The organism is Micromonospora yongxingensis (genome assembly GCF_052601155.1).
The window spans coordinates 243733-258714 of the sequence record NZ_JBQXEO010000004.1; the positions used below are offsets into that span (position 1 = coordinate 243733).

The following is a 14982-nucleotide window of genomic DNA, read 5'->3' on the forward strand; positions in this document are numbered from 1 at the left end:
GGGACCCGCGTCGGGCGGCTGCCGGTCGGAGGGAGGTAAGAGATGCGTCTTGCCCACAGGTCCGCACTCGTCGGGGTGGCAGCACTGACCCTGTTGGCCGCTGCCACACCCGCCCTGGCCGCCGAACCGTCCGCAGCCATCCGGGCGGCGGGTGGGGACACGGCCGTCGCGGACAGCTACATCGTCGTCTTCAAGGACACAGCCGTCAGCCGGGGCGCCGTCGGCGACAACGCGGATCGGCTGGTCGGCCGGCACGGCGGCACGGTGGCCCGCACCTACGGCGCGGCGCTGCGCGGCTTCGAGATCCGTGTCGGCGCGAAGGCCGCCGCGCGGATCGCCGCCGACCCGGCGGTGGCGTACGTCGAGCAGAACCACACCGTCTCGATCGCCGGCACCCAGACCAACCCGCCATCCTGGGGCCTGGACCGGATCGACCAGCGGAACCTGCCCCTGAACAGCTCGTACACCTACCCGAACACGGCGTCGAACGTCCGCGCCTACATCATCGACACCGGCGTGCTGTACGGGCACAACGACTTCGGCGGACGGGCCGTCTCCGGCTTCGACGCGGTGGACGGTGGCTCTGCCGACGACTGCAACGGCCACGGCACGCACGTGGCGGGGACGGTTGGCGGCTCCGCGTACGGGGTGGCCAAGGGTGTCCAGATCGTCGGCGTCCGAGTGCTCAACTGCCAGGGCAGCGGCACCAACGCCCAGGTGGTGGCCGGTATCGACTGGGTGACCGCGAACGCGGTCAAGCCGGCGGTGGCGAACATGAGCCTCGGTGGTGGCGCCAACAGCTCGATCGACACGGCCGTCACGAACTCGATCAACTCCGGCGTCACGTACGCGGTCGCCGCCGGCAACGGCAACGCCCTCGGCGTCCGGCAGAACGCCTGCAACTACTCCCCGGCCCGGGTCGCCTCCGCGATCACCGTGGGTGCGACGCAGAACAACGACGCCGCGGCGAGCTTCTCCAACTTCGGCACCTGCGTCGACATCCTGGCCCCGGGCGTCAACATCACCTCGGCCTGGTACACCGGCAGCAGCGCGACGAACACGATCAGCGGCACCTCGATGGCGTCGCCGCACGTCGCCGGAGCGGCGGCGCTGACACTCTCGGCGAACCCGTCCTGGAGCCCGCAGCAGGTCCGGGACAACCTGGTCAACAACTCCACCCCGAACGTCGTGACCAACGTCGGCACCGGCACCCCGAACCAGCTGCTCTACGTCGTGAACGGCACCCCGCCGGCCAACGACTTCTCGATCTCGGTGTCGCCGACCTCCGGCTCCACCGCTCCGGGCGGCTCGGTGACGGCCACCGTCGGCACGGCCACCACCGCCGGCTCCGCCCAGTCGGTCAGCCTCTCCGCCAGCGGCCTGCCGGCCGGCGCGACCGCGTCGTTCAGCCCGTCGACGGTGACCTCGGGCGGCTCGTCCACCCTCACCATCGCCACCTCGGCGAGCACCCCCGCTGGCAGCTACCCGGTCACCATCACGGGCAGCGGTGCGGCGGGCACCCGCACGGCCACCTACACGTTGACCGTGACCGGTTCGGGTGGCGGCGGCTGCTCCGGCAGCAACGGCACCGACGTCGCGATCCCGGACACCGGCGCCACAGCGTCCAGCTCGATCACGATCGCCGGCTGCGGCCGCAACGCCTCGGCGTCCTCGACCATCGCCGTGAACATCGTGCACACCTTCCGCGGTGACCTGGTGATCGACCTGGTCGCCCCGGACGGCTCGGCGTACCGGCTGAAGAACAGCAGCTACTTCGACAGCGCCGACAACGTGAACACGACCTACACCGCCAACGTCTCCAGTGAGGCGGCGAACGGCACCTGGCGACTCCAGGTGCGGGACGTCTACTCCGGGGACACCGGCTACATCAACACCTGGACCCTGACCCTCTGACCTTGTTCCCACGGCCGAGGCCCCACCCGGAACGCCGGGTGGGGCCTCGTGCCGTGCCGATCAGGGTCAGACCGCGAAGGTGGGCGGTCGTTCGGTGGCCGGAGCCGGCGGGCGGGCCTTCCACAGGCCGGTCTTCTGCCCGGCGAGCCGGGTCAGGTAGGCCGGGTTGAGGATCAGGTAGCGGCGCCAGAGCCGCTTCGGCTCCAGGCCGAGTCGCCAGAACCACTCCAGCCCGGCGCGCTGCATCCACGCCGGCGGCTGGTGCAGCAGCCCGGCGTGGTAGTCGAAGGCCGCGCCGACCGCCATCAGCGGCATGTCCAGCAGGGGCCGCATGGCGTACGCGAAGACCTCCTGGCGCGGGCAGCCGAGCCCGACCAGAACCAGCCGGGCACCGCTGGACCGGATCCGGTCGGCGATCTCGGCGTCCTCACCGGGCTGGACGGCACGGAACTTGGACGGCTCCACCCCGGCGATCTTCAGCGCCGGGAACATCCGCTCCAGGGCCGGGATCAGCCTGGCCAGGGTCTCCTCGGTCGAGCCGTACAGGTAGACGGGCAGGCCCTCGTCGGCGAAACGGGAGAGCACGTGCAGGGTCAGCGTCGGCCCGTAGACCCGGTCGGTGAGCCCGGCGTGGTGCAGCAGGTTGAGCGCCCAGCGCACCGGCTGCCCGTCCGGGGTGACCACGTCGAAGGAGTTGAGCCGCGCGTTGTGCGCCCGGTCCAGCACCCCGGTCATCACCCCGTGCACGGCCAGCGCGGTCAGCGCGAGTGGACGCCGCTCGTGCGCCGCGCTCACCACCGCCTCGGTCGCCGTGGCGTAGTCGGTGGCGTCGACCAGGACGCCGAGCACGTTGCGCTTCGTCTGAGCGGTCATGCCTGCGGCACCCACTTGTCCACGTTGGCCTCGTAGATCTCCCGCAGGATCATCGGCACGTCGTAGGTGATCTTCCAGTCCGGGTACTGCTTCTCGAACCGGTCCATGCTGCTGACGTACCACTGGTGGTCGCCGGTGCGGTTCTGCTCGACGTAGTTGATCCGCGCCTCGCGGCCGGTGATCTCCTCGGCGATCCGGAACGCCTCGATGTGCGAGGTGTTGGAGTGCCGGCCCCCGCCGAGGTTGTAGACCTCCGCCGAGCGTGGCGCCCGGAAGAACGCCTCGAACGCGGTCAGCACGTCATGCGAGTGGATCGCGTCGCGGACCATCTTGCCCTTGTAGCCGAACAGGTTGTATGTCCGGCCCTCCATCACGCAGCGCATCAGGTACGCCAGGAACCCGTGCAGCTCGGCCGCCGAGTGCGCCGGGCCGGTCAGCGTGCCGCCCCGGAAGCAGGCTGTCTTCATGTCGAAGTAGCGCCCGTACTCCTGGACCATCACGTCCGCGGCGACCTTCGAGGCGCCGAAGACCGAGTGCAGCGAGTTGTCGATCGACATCTCTTCGGTGATGCCCTTGTACCAGCGGTGGTCCTCGGGCAGCTCGTACCGGGTCTCCAGCTCGACCAGCGGCAGGCTGTTGGGCCGGTCACCGTAGACCTTGTTGGTCGAGCAGTGGATGAACGCCGCGTCGATCGCGTGCAGCCGCGTGTTCTCCAGGATGTTGAGCGTGCCGCCGGCGTTCACGTCGAAGTCCGTGTACGGCTCCTTGGCAGCCCAGTCGTGACTCGGCTGCGCCGCGCTGTGGATCACCACGGCGATGTCCGACCCGTACTTCTTGAAGACCTGCTCCAGGCCGTCCCGGTCCCGGATGTCGACCGCGAAGTGGGTGTAGGCGCTGCCCAGGTCCCGGCTCAACCGCTCCAGGCTCCACGAGGTGGAGCCGTCCTCGCCGAAGAAGTACCGACGCATGTCGTTGTCGATGCCGACGACGTCCAGACCGAGGCCGGCGAAGTGCCGGACCGCCTCGGAGCCGATCAGACCGCCCGACCCGGTCACCAACGCGACACTCACACGCCACTCCTGGTCCATCGGAGGAAGAGACCTTCGGAGCATAGCGTGATGCCCGGCACGCCCCGATATGACGGAAGGGCCCCGCATTCCGCGGAGCCCTCGCCTGTGGGTGGGGATGGGGGGAGTTGAACCCCCACGCCCTTTCGGGCACACGGACCTGAACCGTGCGCGTCTGCCATTCCGCCACATCCCCGTGGCACGACCCGGAACACTCTAGCTGCCCCGAACCCGCTGTCTCCAGCGGGCCTCGGAGATACTACGCTGTCCAAGGCGCTCGCCACGAGCGGTTACCGTTCGTGGCGGACGAAAGAGTAGCACGGTAGTCCCGGCCCACCCGAACGGGCCGGTAGCAGGCGGCCGAGCGGCGTGTGAGCTGCGCGCGCGCCGGCCGGATACCATCATGTCCTCGGGACCCGAGGAGGAGCCGGTGAGCGTGCTGCAACGCTTCGAGAAGCGTCTGGAAGGCCTGGTCGAAGGGGCTTTCGCCAAGGTCTTCAAAGGGGTGGTCCACCCCGTGGAGATCCTCAACGCCATGCAGCGGGAGGCCGAGGCGCACAAGGCGATCCTGGCCGGTGGGCGCACGTTGGTGCCCAACCGCTACGTGATCGATCTCTCGCCGTTCGACCACAGTCGGCTGGCGCCGTACGCCGCCGCGCTGGCCCAGGAGTTGGCCCAGTCGCAGGCGGAGTTCATCGGCGAGCAGGCCTGGACGGTCTACGGCGATGTGATCGTGGAGATTGAGCGGGGCGAGGGCCTGGACACGGGGATGTTCCGGGTCACCGCCGAGGTCTACACCGGCGGCGAGGTCGCCCCGGTGTCGGCACCCGGCTACGACGCCGGCCCGCCCGCGTACCCCGCGTACGACCAGGGTGGTGGCTACGGCCCGCCGCCCGGTCACGGTGGTGCCCGCAACGTCCGGCTGGTCTCGGGCGACGGGCGCACGTACCCCCTCCAGATGGGGTCGACGGTGATCGGTCGCGGCGACCAGGCCAACCTGCGCCTGCCCGACGTCGGCATCTCCCGGCGACACGCCCGGCTGGATTTTGACGGCGGACAGGTCGTGCTGACCGATCTGGGGTCGACCAACGGCACGATGGTCAACGGCCAGCGGGTCTCCGCGGTCGCCCTCAACCCCGGCGACATGGTTCAGCTCGGCACCACGACGCTGACCTTCCGCGTGGACGGCTGACCCGCCTTGCCGGAGCTGGTCATCACCGTTGCCCGGTTCGGGTTCCTGATCCTGCTGTGGATCTTCGTGTTCACGGTGGTCGGTGTGATCCGCCGGGACCTCTTCGCGGGTGCACGGTCCGGCCGCCTGGTGGCCGCGCCGCGCGCTGTGGGCGCCTCGACGGGGCAGGCGGCCAAGCCGGCGAAGGTGAAGCGGGGCAGGGCGGCACACCAGCTGGTGGTGACCGCCGGTCAGCTGGCCGGCACCCGGATCACTCTCGGTGAAGCGCAGATCACCATTGGTCGGGCTGAGGACTCCACCCTGGTCATCACCGACGACTACGCCTCCGCGCGGCACGCCCGGCTCGTGCCGCGCGACGGGCAGTGGTTCGTCGAGGACCTCGGCTCGACTAACGGCACGTACCTCGATCGCGCTAAGGTCACCGGACCAACCCCCGTCCCCCTCGGCGTGCCGATCCGGATCGGCCGCACTTCCCTCGAATTACGGCCATGACTCTGACCCTGCGCTATGCGGCCCACAGCGACCGCGGTCTGATCCGAGACGGTAATCAAGACTCCGTCTACGCCGGGCCGCGGCTACTCGCCGTCGCCGACGGCATGGGCGGCATGGCCGCCGGTGACGTCGCCAGCAACATCGTCATCGGTGCCATGGCGCCGCTCGACGAGGACGTCCCGGGGGACGCTCTCGTCGACGCGTTGCGTTCGGCCGTGGGCACCGCCAACCAACAACTCCGCGACACGGTGGACGCCAACCCGCAGCTGGAGGGGATGGGCACCACGCTGACGGCGACCCTCTTCTCCGGCAGCAAGCTGGGGATGGTCCACATCGGCGACTCGCGGGCCTATCTGCTGCGCAACGGCGAGTTCGCGCAGATCACCAAGGACGACACGTACGTCCAGATGCTCGTCGACGAGGGCCGGATCAGCGCCGAGGAGGCGAGCAGCCACCCGCAGCGGTCGCTGCTGACCCGCGCCCTGGACGGCCGGGACATCGATCCGGAGTACTCGGTGCGGCAGGTGTTGCCGGGCGACCGGTACCTGATCTGCAGCGACGGCCTCTCGGGCGTGGTCAGTGCCGACACCATCGGCGAGACCCTGCGTGAGTACCCCGACCCGCAGAAGTGCGTCGAGCGGCTGGTGCAGCTCGCGCTGCGCGGCGGCGGGCCGGACAACATCACGGTGATCATCGCCGACGCCACCGACCACGACATCGTCGAGGCGACCCCGATCGTCGGCGGCGCCGCCGCCCGCGACCGGGGCATGGCCACCTCCGCCGACGACTCGACCCCGGCCGCCCGGGCCTCGGCGCTCTCCGCGCCGCGTCCTCCCGCCCCGGAGGAGCCGGCGTCCCAGGACGACGACGAACCGGAGCGGCGGAAGCACCGGCCGGTGCGGGCGACCGCCATGGCGCTGGCCCTGCTGGTGATCCTCGGCGGCGGAGTCTTCGCCGGCTGGACCTACACCCAGCGGCAGTACTACGTGGGTGCCACCGAGGAGGGGCAGGTCGCTGTCTTCCGGGGCATCCAGGGTCAGATCGCCGGGATGGACCTCTCCAGCGTGCACCGCACCAGCGGTACCCGACTGGACGACCTCACCGTCGCGGCGCAGGACACCGTCAAGGTGGGCATCCGGGCCAAGAGCGAGCCGGACGCCGAGCGCCAGCTCGCCGAGCTGACCAGCGACACCCCGAGCAACCCGAACCTGAAGCCGCTCTGCCCGGCGGACCCGACCACGGCGGGTGGCGCGCCGACGCCGACCCCGACGCCTGCCGGGACGACCCCGGCGCCGAACGGCAGCCCCAGTGCTGGCGCGCCGGTGACCCCCAACGGGGCCGTCAGCCCAACGCCGACCACTGGCGCCACCGCCGCCGTCGGTGCGACCGGCCCGACCACCACACCCGACGCCACGCCCTCCGACCCGGCCAGTCCGGCGCTCGACCCGGCCGGTTGCCGGTCTCCCGAGTGAGCGTCGGCTGAGATCCCGAGGACTCCACCCGTGACCGTAGCGGCCACACCGGCACCCTCGCCCGCCACCACGGGCGGGGAGTCCGGCGTACGCCTGGCCCGGTCCCGACGTAACGCCGAGCTGTCCCTGCTGCTGCTCGCCATGGTGCTGGTGGCCGCGTACGGGGCGACCGTCGAGGCGAACCTGCTGGACACGGTGACCCCGGACTTCTGGATGCCCGCCGCCGCACTCGGCGCGGTCTTCCTCGGCCTGCACCTGGTCATCCGGTTCCTCGCCCCGTTCGCCGACCCGGCGCTGCTGCCGGCGGTGGCCCTGCTCAACGGTCTCGGGGTGGGCTTCCTGCGCCGGATCGACCTGGGTGAGGCCGCCCCGGTCGACCGGGAGAGTCTGGCGATCTTCGCCGGCATCGGCGGGCGGCAGCTGGCCTGGACGCTCGCCTCGGTGATCCTCGCCGCCGGGCTGCTCGCCATCATGCGGGACCACCGTTCGGTCTCCCGGTACGCGTACACCCTGGGTCTGGCCGGCATCGTGCTGGTGATGCTCCCGGCGGTGCTGCCGAGCAGCATCTCCGAGATCAACGGAGCCAAGCTGTGGATCCGGATCGGCGGCTTCTCCATCCAGCCGGGTGAGTTCGCCAAGCTGGCGCTGCTGGTCTTCTTCGCCTACTACCTGGTGCGCAAGCGCGAGGTGCTGTCGTTGGCCAGCCGGCGTTTCCTCGGCATCGACTTCCCGCGCGGGCGCGACCTCGGCCCGGTGGTCGTGGTCTGGCTGATCAGCCTCCTGGTGCTCGTGTTCGAGAAGGACCTGGGCACCTCGCTGCTCTACTTCGGCATGTTCGTGGTGACGCTCTACATCGCCACCGAACGGGTCAGCTGGCTGCTGATCGGCCTGGTGCTCTTCTTCGGCGGCGCCTACCTCGCCTACGTCCTCGGCGAGATGGTCGGCGGCCCCTTCGCCAACTTCTACCTGCGTGCGGAGATCTGGCTGGATCCGTTCGCCGACCCGACCGACAAGGGTTACCAGCTCGTCCAGGGGCTGCTCGCCCTCGGCACGGGCGGGCTCTTCGGCGCCGGGCCGGGCGGCGGTCAGCCGGAGATCCTGCCCGAGGTGCAGAACGACTTCATCTTCGCCGGCATCGGTGAGGAGATCGGCCTCTTCGGGCTCTCCGCGCTGCTGGTCGTCTACCTGCTGATCGTGGAGCGGGGCCTGCGCGCCGCGCTCGCGGTCCGGGACTCGTTCGGCAAGCTGCTCGCCGGTGGTCTCGCCTTCACCCTCGGCCTGCAGGTCTTCGTGATCGTCGGCGGGATCAGCAAGCTCATCCCGCTGACCGGCCAGACCACCCCGTTCCTGTCCGCCGGTGGCTCGTCACTGATGGCGAACTGGCTGCTCATCGCGGTTCTGCTGCGGGTCTCCGACGGAGCCCGCCGGCCGGTCACGGGGGGTGGCGGCAAGGCTGCCCGGCCCGCCGGAGGCCCACCCGAGCAGCTGCACGGTGCTCCCACGGAGGTGATCAAACCGTGAACGCACCCCTGCGCCGCGTCGGCGTTGTCGTCATGGTCCTGTTCGGCCTGCTCTTCGCCAACCTCAACTGGATCCAGGCCTACAAGGCCGACGAGTACCGCACCAGCGACTACAACGGCCGTGTCCAGGTCGCCGAGTACGAGCGTAAGCGCGGCAACATCGAGGCCGGCGGTACGGCGCTGGCCACCAGCAAGGAGACCAGCGGCAAGCTGAAGTTCCAGCGCACCTACCCGGGTGGCGCCAAGTACGCGCAGGTGCTCGGCTACAAGCCGGTCAACCTGGCCGACACCGGCATCGAGCGGGTGGAGAACGACTTCCTCGCCGGCACCAGCGACCAGCTGATCGGCGACCGGTTCAAGGACATGTTCACCGGCGACCAGACCGGCGGCGGCAACGTGCTGCTCACCCTCTCCAAGCGTGCCCAGGACGTGGCGTACGACCAGATGCGCAACAACCAGCAGGGGGTGAAGAAGGGCGCGGCGATCGCCATCGACCCGCGTACCGGGGCGGTGCAGGCACTGGTCTCCATGCCCAGCTTCGACCCGAACCCGCTGGCCAGCCACGACACCAACGAGGCGGCCGCGGCGTACAACAGGCTGGAGCAGGATCCGGACGGCCCGCTGAAGAACCGCGCGCTCGGCGAGACGCTGCCGCCCGGCTCCACCTTCAAGATCGTGGTGGCCGCGGCCGCGCTGGAGAACGGCGTCAGCAAGTCCACCCAGATCCCGGCCGGCTCCAGCTACACCCCGCCCACCTCCGGCGAGCCGATCCGCAACGCCACACCGTCGATCTGCCCCGAGCCGCAGGTCACCCTGCTGGACGCGGTCACCGAATCGTGCAACACCGGCTTCGCCCAGCTCGGTGTGCGCCTGGGCGCCAACACCATCAAGGAGAAGGCGCGGCAGTTCGGCTTCGAGCAGGACGACCTCACCGTCGGCCAGCTCGGCGAGGACGGCCTGCCGACGGCGGCCAGCCGGACCGGCACCATCCAGAACGCCGACGGCGGGGACGACCCCGCCGCGCTCGCCCAGTCCTCGATCGGCCAGCGGGACGTCCGGATGACCCCGCTGCAGGGCGCGATGATCGCCGGCGCGGTCGCCAACGGTGGCAGTCAGATGCGGCCGTACCTGGTCCGGCAGCTGCTCGCCCCGGACCGGACGACCAGCTACTACACCGCCAAGCCGAGGGAGCTGCGCCAGCCGGTCTCCGGTCAGGTCGCCGGCGACCTGCGCGACATGATGGTCAGCGTGGTCCAGAAGGGCACCGGCGAGAATGCGGCGATCAACGGCTACACGGTCGGCGGCAAGACCGGCACGGCGCAGTCCGCGCCGGACCGACCCGACCACGGCTGGTTCATCGGCTTCGCGCTGGACAAGAACGGCACCCCGGTCTCCGCGGTCTGTGTCGTCCTGGAGCAGGCCGGCAGCGGCGGCAGCGCCGAGGCGGCCCGGATCGGCGGCCAGATCATGCGGGCCGCCATCCTCGACACCGGGGGCCGCTGACATGCTCAGCCCCGGCGTCCAGCTCGGTAACCGCTACCGTCTCGACGAGCGGATCGCCAGCGGCGGCATGGGCGACGTCTGGCGCGGCACCGACCAGGTGCTCGGCCGGACGGTCGCGGTGAAGAGCCTGCTGCCCGCGCTGCTCGACGACCCGGACTTCGCCGAGCGGTTCCGCGGCGAGGCCCGGACGATGGCCACCATCAACCACCCCGGTGTGGTGGACGTCTACGACTTCGGCAACGACCAGCAGATCGCCTTCCTGGTCATGGAGTACGTCGAGGGCGACGCCCTGTCGTCCACGCTGAGCCGCGTGGGCCGGCTCACTCCGGCCCGGACGATGGCACTCGTCGCGCAGGCCGCCGACGCGCTGCACGCCGCCCACGAGAAGGGCATCGTGCACCGCGACGTGAAGCCGGGCAACCTCCTGGTCCGGCCGAACGGCACGCTGGTGCTGACCGACTTCGGCATCGCCCGCTCCGACCTGGTCGGCCAGCTCACCGCCGCCGGTTCGGTGCTCGGCACCGCCTCCTACATCTCGCCCGAGCAGGCCACAGGCGGGGTCGCCACCCCGGCATCCGACGTGTACGCGCTCGGCGTGGTCGCGTACCAGTGCCTCGCCGGACGGCGACCGTTCGAGGGTGACAACGCGCTCGACATCGCCATGCGGCACGTCCGGGAGACGCCCAGGCCGCTGCCCGCCGACATCCCGCCGCAGGTCCGGGCGGTGGTGGAACGGGCGCTGGCGAAGGACCCGGCCGCCCGTTGGCCCAGCGCCGCCGCCCTCGCCGGGGTCGCCCGCCAGCTCAAGGCCGCGCTCTCCCAGCAGGCCAGGGCCGGTGGCCAGTCCGGGCCGATCTCCGGGGTGCCGTCCTCGCCCGCCGCGCCCGGCCGGGCCCAGGTGCCGCAGGCGCCGCACCACCGCCCGCCGGGTGCCCCGCACCGCCCGCCGGCCGCCGCGCAGCGGCCGACCGCGATCGCGCCGGCCCAGCATCCCCGCCCCACCGCCGTCGCACCGGCCGCCCCGCACGCCCGGCCGCCGGTCGCCCCGACCGGTTACCCACGCGGCGCGGCGGCGGTCCCGCCTGCACAGACCCGGCAGGAGCACCCGCCGGCGTACGTCCGGCAGGCCGGCCCGGCGCTGCCGGCACCCGACCCCCGCCGGTCCCGCCCCGGAATGGTGCTTCTCGCCATCCTGCTGGCCGTACTGGTCCTGCTCTGCTCCGGCGTGATTTCCTACAACCTGCGGAAGCAGTCGCAGGCTGGTGAAGCGGATGCACCGGCCGCACAGACCGTGACGTCCGGCGCGCTGGGGCTCTACGGACGCGACGATGCGACCCGGACGTCGTACCGTCGTGAGGTACGGCTCCAGCCGGGCGACGGCGGGACGACGACGAGCGAAGGACGACAGACGCGATGACAGCGCAGGCCCGCCTGCTCGGTGGCAGGTACCAGGTCGGCGAGCTGCTCGGCTATGGCGGCATGGCCGAGGTGCACCGCGGTCGCGACCTCCGGCTCGGTCGGGACGTCGCGATCAAGATGCTCCGCACCGACCTCGCCCGGGACGCGACGTTCCAGATGCGGTTCCGTCGTGAGGCGCAGAACGCCGCCTCGCTCAACCACCCGGCGATCGTGGCGGTCTACGACACCGGCGAGGAGACCGCGCCGACCGGCGAGACGCTGCCGTTCATCGTCATGGAGTTCGTCAACGGACGAACCCTGAAGGAGGTGCTCGGCGCCGAGGGCCGGCTGCAGCCCCGCCGGGCGCTGGAGATCTGCGCCGACATGTGCGCGGCGCTCGAGTTCAGCCACCGGCACGGCATCATCCACCGGGACATCAAGCCGGGCAACGTCATGCTCACCCAGACCGGCCAGGTCAAGGTGATGGACTTCGGTATCGCCCGGGCGCTGGCCAGCGGTGCGACCACCATGACGCAGACCAGCGCGGTCATCGGCACGGCGCAGTACCTCTCGCCGGAGCAGGCACGCGGTGAGGCCGTGGACGCCCGCTCCGACGTGTACGCGGCCGGCTGCGTGCTCTTCGAGCTGGTCTGCGGCCACCCGCCGTTCGTCGGGGACAGCCCGGTCAGTGTCGCCTACCAGCATGTGCGGGAGACGCCGCCGACGCCGAGTGACATCAACCCGGACGTCACCCCGGCGGTCGACGCGATCGTGCTCAAGGCGCTGTCGAAGAACCCGCTCAACCGCTACCAGAGTGCCGGCGAGATGCGGGCCGACCTGCTCCGCGCTGCCGCTGGCCGTCCGGTGCTGGCCACCCCGGTGCTGCGCGAGGCGGAGACGGTGGCGATGGCCCCCGCCGGTGGCGGTGGCGGCTACCCGCCTGCCGCCGGCGCGCAGCAGACCCGGCAGATTCCGGCCCGGGTCGGCGACCCGCGCCAGCGCAAGGCGTCCTCCTGGCTGATCGCGACGTTCAGCGCGGTCGGCGTTCTCGCGGTGATCGCGCTGGTCGCCGCCCTGCTCTGGAGTCAGCAGCAGGACAAGAACCTGAAGTCGGTGCCCACCGTCACCGGAAAGAGCCAGGAAGCCGCGATCACCGAACTCCGCAACGCCGGCTTCCAGGTGCAGGTGGGCGAGGCGGTCCAGAACGCGACCTGCACGAAGGGCGCGGTGGACAGCCAGAGCCCGCAGCCGGGCACCCGCCTGGCCGAGGCTGGCACGGTGACCATCCAGGTCTGTGGCGGCAAGCCGGACGTGAGGATTCCCTCCGGTCTGGTCAATTCGCAGCTCGAGAACGTCAAGGACCAGCTCGAGGGGCAGGGCTTGGTGGTCGAGGAGCGGCAGGTGGACAACCCGGCGCAGAAGGGCATCGTGGTCAAGGTGACCCCGCCGTCCGGGTCCACCGTCCCCGGCGGAAGCAAGGTGACCGTCGACGTCTCGCGGGGCAACGTCGGCAAGGTTCCGAACGTCATCAACTCCACCCGGGACGAGGCCGCCCAGGAGCTTCGCGAAGCGGGTTACAAGGTCGCCTTCCGCGACGGTGACGAGGTGCCGGCCGACCAGGCCGGACGGGTCCAGAAGCAGAGCCCGGATCCCGGCACCGAGCTGGCCCAGAACAAGACGGTGACCATCGAGATCAGCATCCCGGAGAAGGTCGACCCGACGCCCACCACGCCGGTGACGCCGACGCCGACGCCGACGGGCACGCCGACCGGCAACGGGGGCGGCTCCGGTCTGCCGTGGCCGTTCCCACCGAGCCGGCTCCCCGAGGAGTAGGCCGGGTGTCCCGGTTCCCGGGCCCACCGGTATGAGTGCCGACGAGTCCTCCGGTGCCGCCGGCGTGAGCCGGTGGCCTCGACGCCTCAGACGCGCCGCCGTCCTGGGAGCGGCCGCACTGCTGCTCGCCAGCCTCCCGTGGCTGTGGACGGTGATCGCCGCACGCGGTCACGTCCACGCCGAGGCCGATGCGCCGACCGCCGACGTCGTGATCGTCCTCGGCACCGCCGTGGCACCCGACCGGCGTCGACCGGGGGATCGGCTGACCGGCCGCCTGGAGACCGCCGCCGCCCTGGTGACCAGCGGGCGGGCTCGGGTGGTCCTCGTGTCGGGAGACGGGGGTGGTGCGTCGGGTGACGAGACGGCGGTGATGACGTCGTACCTGACCGAGCTGGGTGTCGACCCGCGTCGGGTGGTGGCCGACCCGTTCGGCCTGGACACCTACGACAGTTGTGCCCGGGCCCGCGAGGTGTACGGCGTCGAGCGGGCACTCATCGTGACCCAGTCCTACCACGTGTCCCGAGCCGTGACGCTGTGCCGACATCTCGGCCTCGACGTCGACGGCGTGATCGCTCGCTGCCCCGGCTGCGGGCCGGCCCTGCTCGTCGAGAAGTCGATCCGGGACTACCTCGCCAGCGGCAAGGCGGCGTTGGACGCTGTCCGGCGCAGGCCGCCCGCGGTCCACTCACCCGTCAACCCGGCCGTGCGGGACGCGCTGAAGGTCTGACCGGCCGCCGAGCCGGTGCGCGTCCGCCCGGGCGGGGCGGCCGGGATGGTTTCAGGTGGTGGCGAATGCGGCCCGGCGGCGGGCGTCGACCTCGGCGGCGAGTTCCGGTGCGCGCTCCAGCGCCTCCCGGTAGCCGCAGGCGGCGAGCCAGTTGGCCAGCATCAGGTGCCCGCCCTCGGTGAGCACCGACTCCGGGTGGAACTGCACACCCTCGATCGGCAGCGTCCGGTGCCGCATCGCCATCACCACGCCGGACCCGGTCCAGCCGGTGACCTCCAGCTCGTCGGGGAGCGTCTCGGGCAGCACGGCCAGCGAGTGGTAGCGGGTGGCGGTGAACGGGTCGGGCAGGCCGGCGAGGACGCCGACCGACTGGTGCCGTACCTCGGAGGTCTTGCCGTGCAGCAGCTCGGGCGCGCGGGTGACGGTGGCCCCGAACGCCTCGCCAATGGCCTGGTGGCCGAGGCAGACGCCGAAGATGGGCAGCTCCCCCGCGTACCGGCGGATGACGTCCAGGCAGATGCCGGCCCGGTCGGGGCTGCCCGGCCCCGGTGAGAGCAGGATGCCGGCGGCGCCCAGGCTGCCCACCTCGGCGACGTCGATCTCGTCGTTGCGGCGGACCTCGCAGTCCACGCCGAGCTGGCCCAGGTACTGCACCAGGTTGAAGACGAACGAGTCGTAGTTGTCGATCACCAGGACGCGCATGGTCACCTGTTCGGGGAGGGGGGCGCGGAGTTGTTCTGGTCGGTGTCGTAGGGCAGCTCGTGCTCGTCACCGGCCGGAGCGTCCCCGGGCACCGTGTCACCGCCGCCCGGGGCTCCGGGGACGTCGGAGTCCTGGGTGACCTGTACGTCGTCGAAGGGCAGCAGCGGCTCGGCCCACGGGAACGCCACGTACCAGAGCAGAGCGACCGTGGCGGCGGCGAGCAGCAGCGAGCCGGTCAGCTTGCCGGCCAGGCCGAACGGGAGCTTGCGCCAGATGAACGCGTACATCG

13 protein-coding genes and 1 tRNA gene are annotated in these 14982 nt (G+C 71.3%); 9 read left to right on the forward strand and 5 right to left on the reverse strand.

Annotated features, from left to right (window positions below):
- The first annotated feature begins 42 nt into the window (after window positions 1–42).
- Window positions 43–1914 carry a S8 family peptidase gene (locus ACTWLT_RS08465; RefSeq protein WP_445317796.1) on the forward strand — a complete coding sequence of 624 codons (1872 nt, stop codon included), beginning with the start codon at window positions 43–45 and terminating at the stop codon, window positions 1912–1914.
- Window positions 1915–1980: 66 nt separating this feature from the next.
- Here the strand turns inward: ACTWLT_RS08465 and ACTWLT_RS08470 are convergent, their stop codons facing one another.
- The 3 genes from ACTWLT_RS08470 to ACTWLT_RS08480 all read right to left on the reverse strand — a co-directional run bounded on the left by ACTWLT_RS08470 (window position 1981) and on the right by ACTWLT_RS08480 (window position 4050).
- A complete protein-coding gene (locus ACTWLT_RS08470) occupies window positions 1981–2787 on the reverse strand; it encodes a WecB/TagA/CpsF family glycosyltransferase (RefSeq protein ID WP_445317797.1) in 807 nt (268 codons plus the stop codon).
- Complete coding sequence (locus ACTWLT_RS08475; RefSeq protein ID WP_445317798.1) at window positions 2784–3899, reverse strand: NAD-dependent epimerase/dehydratase family protein; 1116 nt, start codon at window positions 3897–3899, stop codon at window positions 2784–2786. Before ACTWLT_RS08475 ends, ACTWLT_RS08470 begins: the two co-directional genes overlap by 4 nt.
- A gap of 68 nt (window positions 3900–3967) precedes the next feature.
- Window positions 3968–4050: transfer RNA gene (locus ACTWLT_RS08480), tRNA-Leu, on the reverse strand.
- 207 nt (window positions 4051–4257) lie between these two features.
- Here ACTWLT_RS08480 and ACTWLT_RS08485 point away from each other — a divergent pair.
- The 8 genes from ACTWLT_RS08485 (at window position 4258) to ACTWLT_RS08520 (ending at window position 13991) form a co-directional block, all read left to right on the forward strand.
- Entirely contained in the window at window positions 4258–5046 is a 789-nt protein-coding gene (locus ACTWLT_RS08485; protein ID WP_252417004.1) for an FHA domain-containing protein, read from the forward strand.
- A gap of 6 nt (window positions 5047–5052) precedes the next feature.
- Window positions 5053–5538 carry an FHA domain-containing protein FhaB/FipA gene (locus ACTWLT_RS08490; RefSeq protein WP_074315675.1) on the forward strand — a complete coding sequence of 162 codons (486 nt, stop codon included), beginning with the start codon at window positions 5053–5055 and terminating at the stop codon, window positions 5536–5538.
- The gene (locus ACTWLT_RS08495) at window positions 5535–7010 is read left to right on the forward strand and encodes a PP2C family protein-serine/threonine phosphatase (RefSeq protein WP_445317799.1); all 1476 of its coding nucleotides are present in this window, start codon (window positions 5535–5537) and stop codon (window positions 7008–7010) included. Before ACTWLT_RS08490 ends, ACTWLT_RS08495 begins: the two co-directional genes overlap by 4 nt.
- Window positions 7011–7040: 30 nt before the next feature.
- Window positions 7041–8531, forward strand: a complete 1491-nt coding sequence (locus ACTWLT_RS08500) for an FtsW/RodA/SpoVE family cell cycle protein (protein WP_252417006.1) — start codon at window positions 7041–7043, stop codon at window positions 8529–8531.
- Entirely contained in the window at window positions 8528–10033 is a 1506-nt protein-coding gene (locus tag ACTWLT_RS08505; protein WP_445317800.1) for a peptidoglycan D,D-transpeptidase FtsI family protein, read from the forward strand. Before ACTWLT_RS08500 ends, ACTWLT_RS08505 begins: the two co-directional genes overlap by 4 nt.
- Before the next feature lies 1 nt (window position 10034).
- Window positions 10035–11450 carry a serine/threonine-protein kinase gene (locus ACTWLT_RS08510; protein ID WP_445317801.1) on the forward strand — a complete coding sequence of 472 codons (1416 nt, stop codon included), beginning with the start codon at window positions 10035–10037 and terminating at the stop codon, window positions 11448–11450.
- On the forward strand, window positions 11447–13264 hold the full coding sequence (gene pknB, locus ACTWLT_RS08515) for a Stk1 family PASTA domain-containing Ser/Thr kinase (RefSeq protein WP_445317802.1): 1818 nt from the start codon (window positions 11447–11449) through the stop codon (window positions 13262–13264). Before ACTWLT_RS08510 ends, pknB begins: the two co-directional genes overlap by 4 nt.
- Before the next feature lie 64 nt (window positions 13265–13328).
- On the forward strand, window positions 13329–13991 hold the full coding sequence (locus tag ACTWLT_RS08520) for a SanA/YdcF family protein (RefSeq protein ID WP_445317803.1): 663 nt from the start codon (window positions 13329–13331) through the stop codon (window positions 13989–13991).
- Window positions 13992–14042: 51 nt separating this feature from the next.
- Here ACTWLT_RS08520 and ACTWLT_RS08525 read toward each other — a convergent pair whose 3' ends face one another.
- Window positions 14043–14693, reverse strand: a complete 651-nt coding sequence (locus ACTWLT_RS08525) for an aminodeoxychorismate/anthranilate synthase component II (protein ID WP_252417011.1) — start codon at window positions 14691–14693, stop codon at window positions 14043–14045.
- Between the two features lie 2 nt (window positions 14694–14695).
- Window positions 14696–14980 carry a hypothetical protein gene (locus ACTWLT_RS08530; protein ID WP_252417012.1) on the reverse strand — a complete coding sequence of 95 codons (285 nt, stop codon included), beginning with the start codon at window positions 14978–14980 and terminating at the stop codon, window positions 14696–14698.
- Between the last annotated feature and the right edge of the window lie 2 nt (window positions 14981–14982).

Coding starts and splice junctions, on each gene's coding strand:
- ACTWLT_RS08465 (WP_445317796.1), top strand. CDS start 43: ATGCGTCTTGCCCACAGGTCCGCACTCGTCGGGGTGGCAGCACTGACC.
- ACTWLT_RS08470 (WP_445317797.1), bottom strand. CDS start 2,787: ATGACCGCTCAGACGAAGCGCAACGTGCTCGGCGTCCTGGTCGACGCC.
- ACTWLT_RS08475 (WP_445317798.1), bottom strand. CDS start 3,899: ATGCTCCGAAGGTCTCTTCCTCCGATGGACCAGGAGTGGCGTGTGAGT.
- ACTWLT_RS08485 (WP_252417004.1), top strand. CDS start 4,258: ATGTCCTCGGGACCCGAGGAGGAGCCGGTGAGCGTGCTGCAACGCTTC.
- ACTWLT_RS08495 (WP_445317799.1), top strand. CDS start 5,535: ATGACTCTGACCCTGCGCTATGCGGCCCACAGCGACCGCGGTCTGATC.
- ACTWLT_RS08510 (WP_445317801.1), top strand. CDS start 10,035: ATGCTCAGCCCCGGCGTCCAGCTCGGTAACCGCTACCGTCTCGACGAG.
- pknB (WP_445317802.1), top strand. CDS start 11,447: ATGACAGCGCAGGCCCGCCTGCTCGGTGGCAGGTACCAGGTCGGCGAG.
- ACTWLT_RS08525 (WP_252417011.1), bottom strand. CDS start 14,693: ATGCGCGTCCTGGTGATCGACAACTACGACTCGTTCGTCTTCAACCTG.
- ACTWLT_RS08530 (WP_252417012.1), bottom strand. CDS start 14,980: ATGTACGCGTTCATCTGGCGCAAGCTCCCGTTCGGCCTGGCCGGCAAG.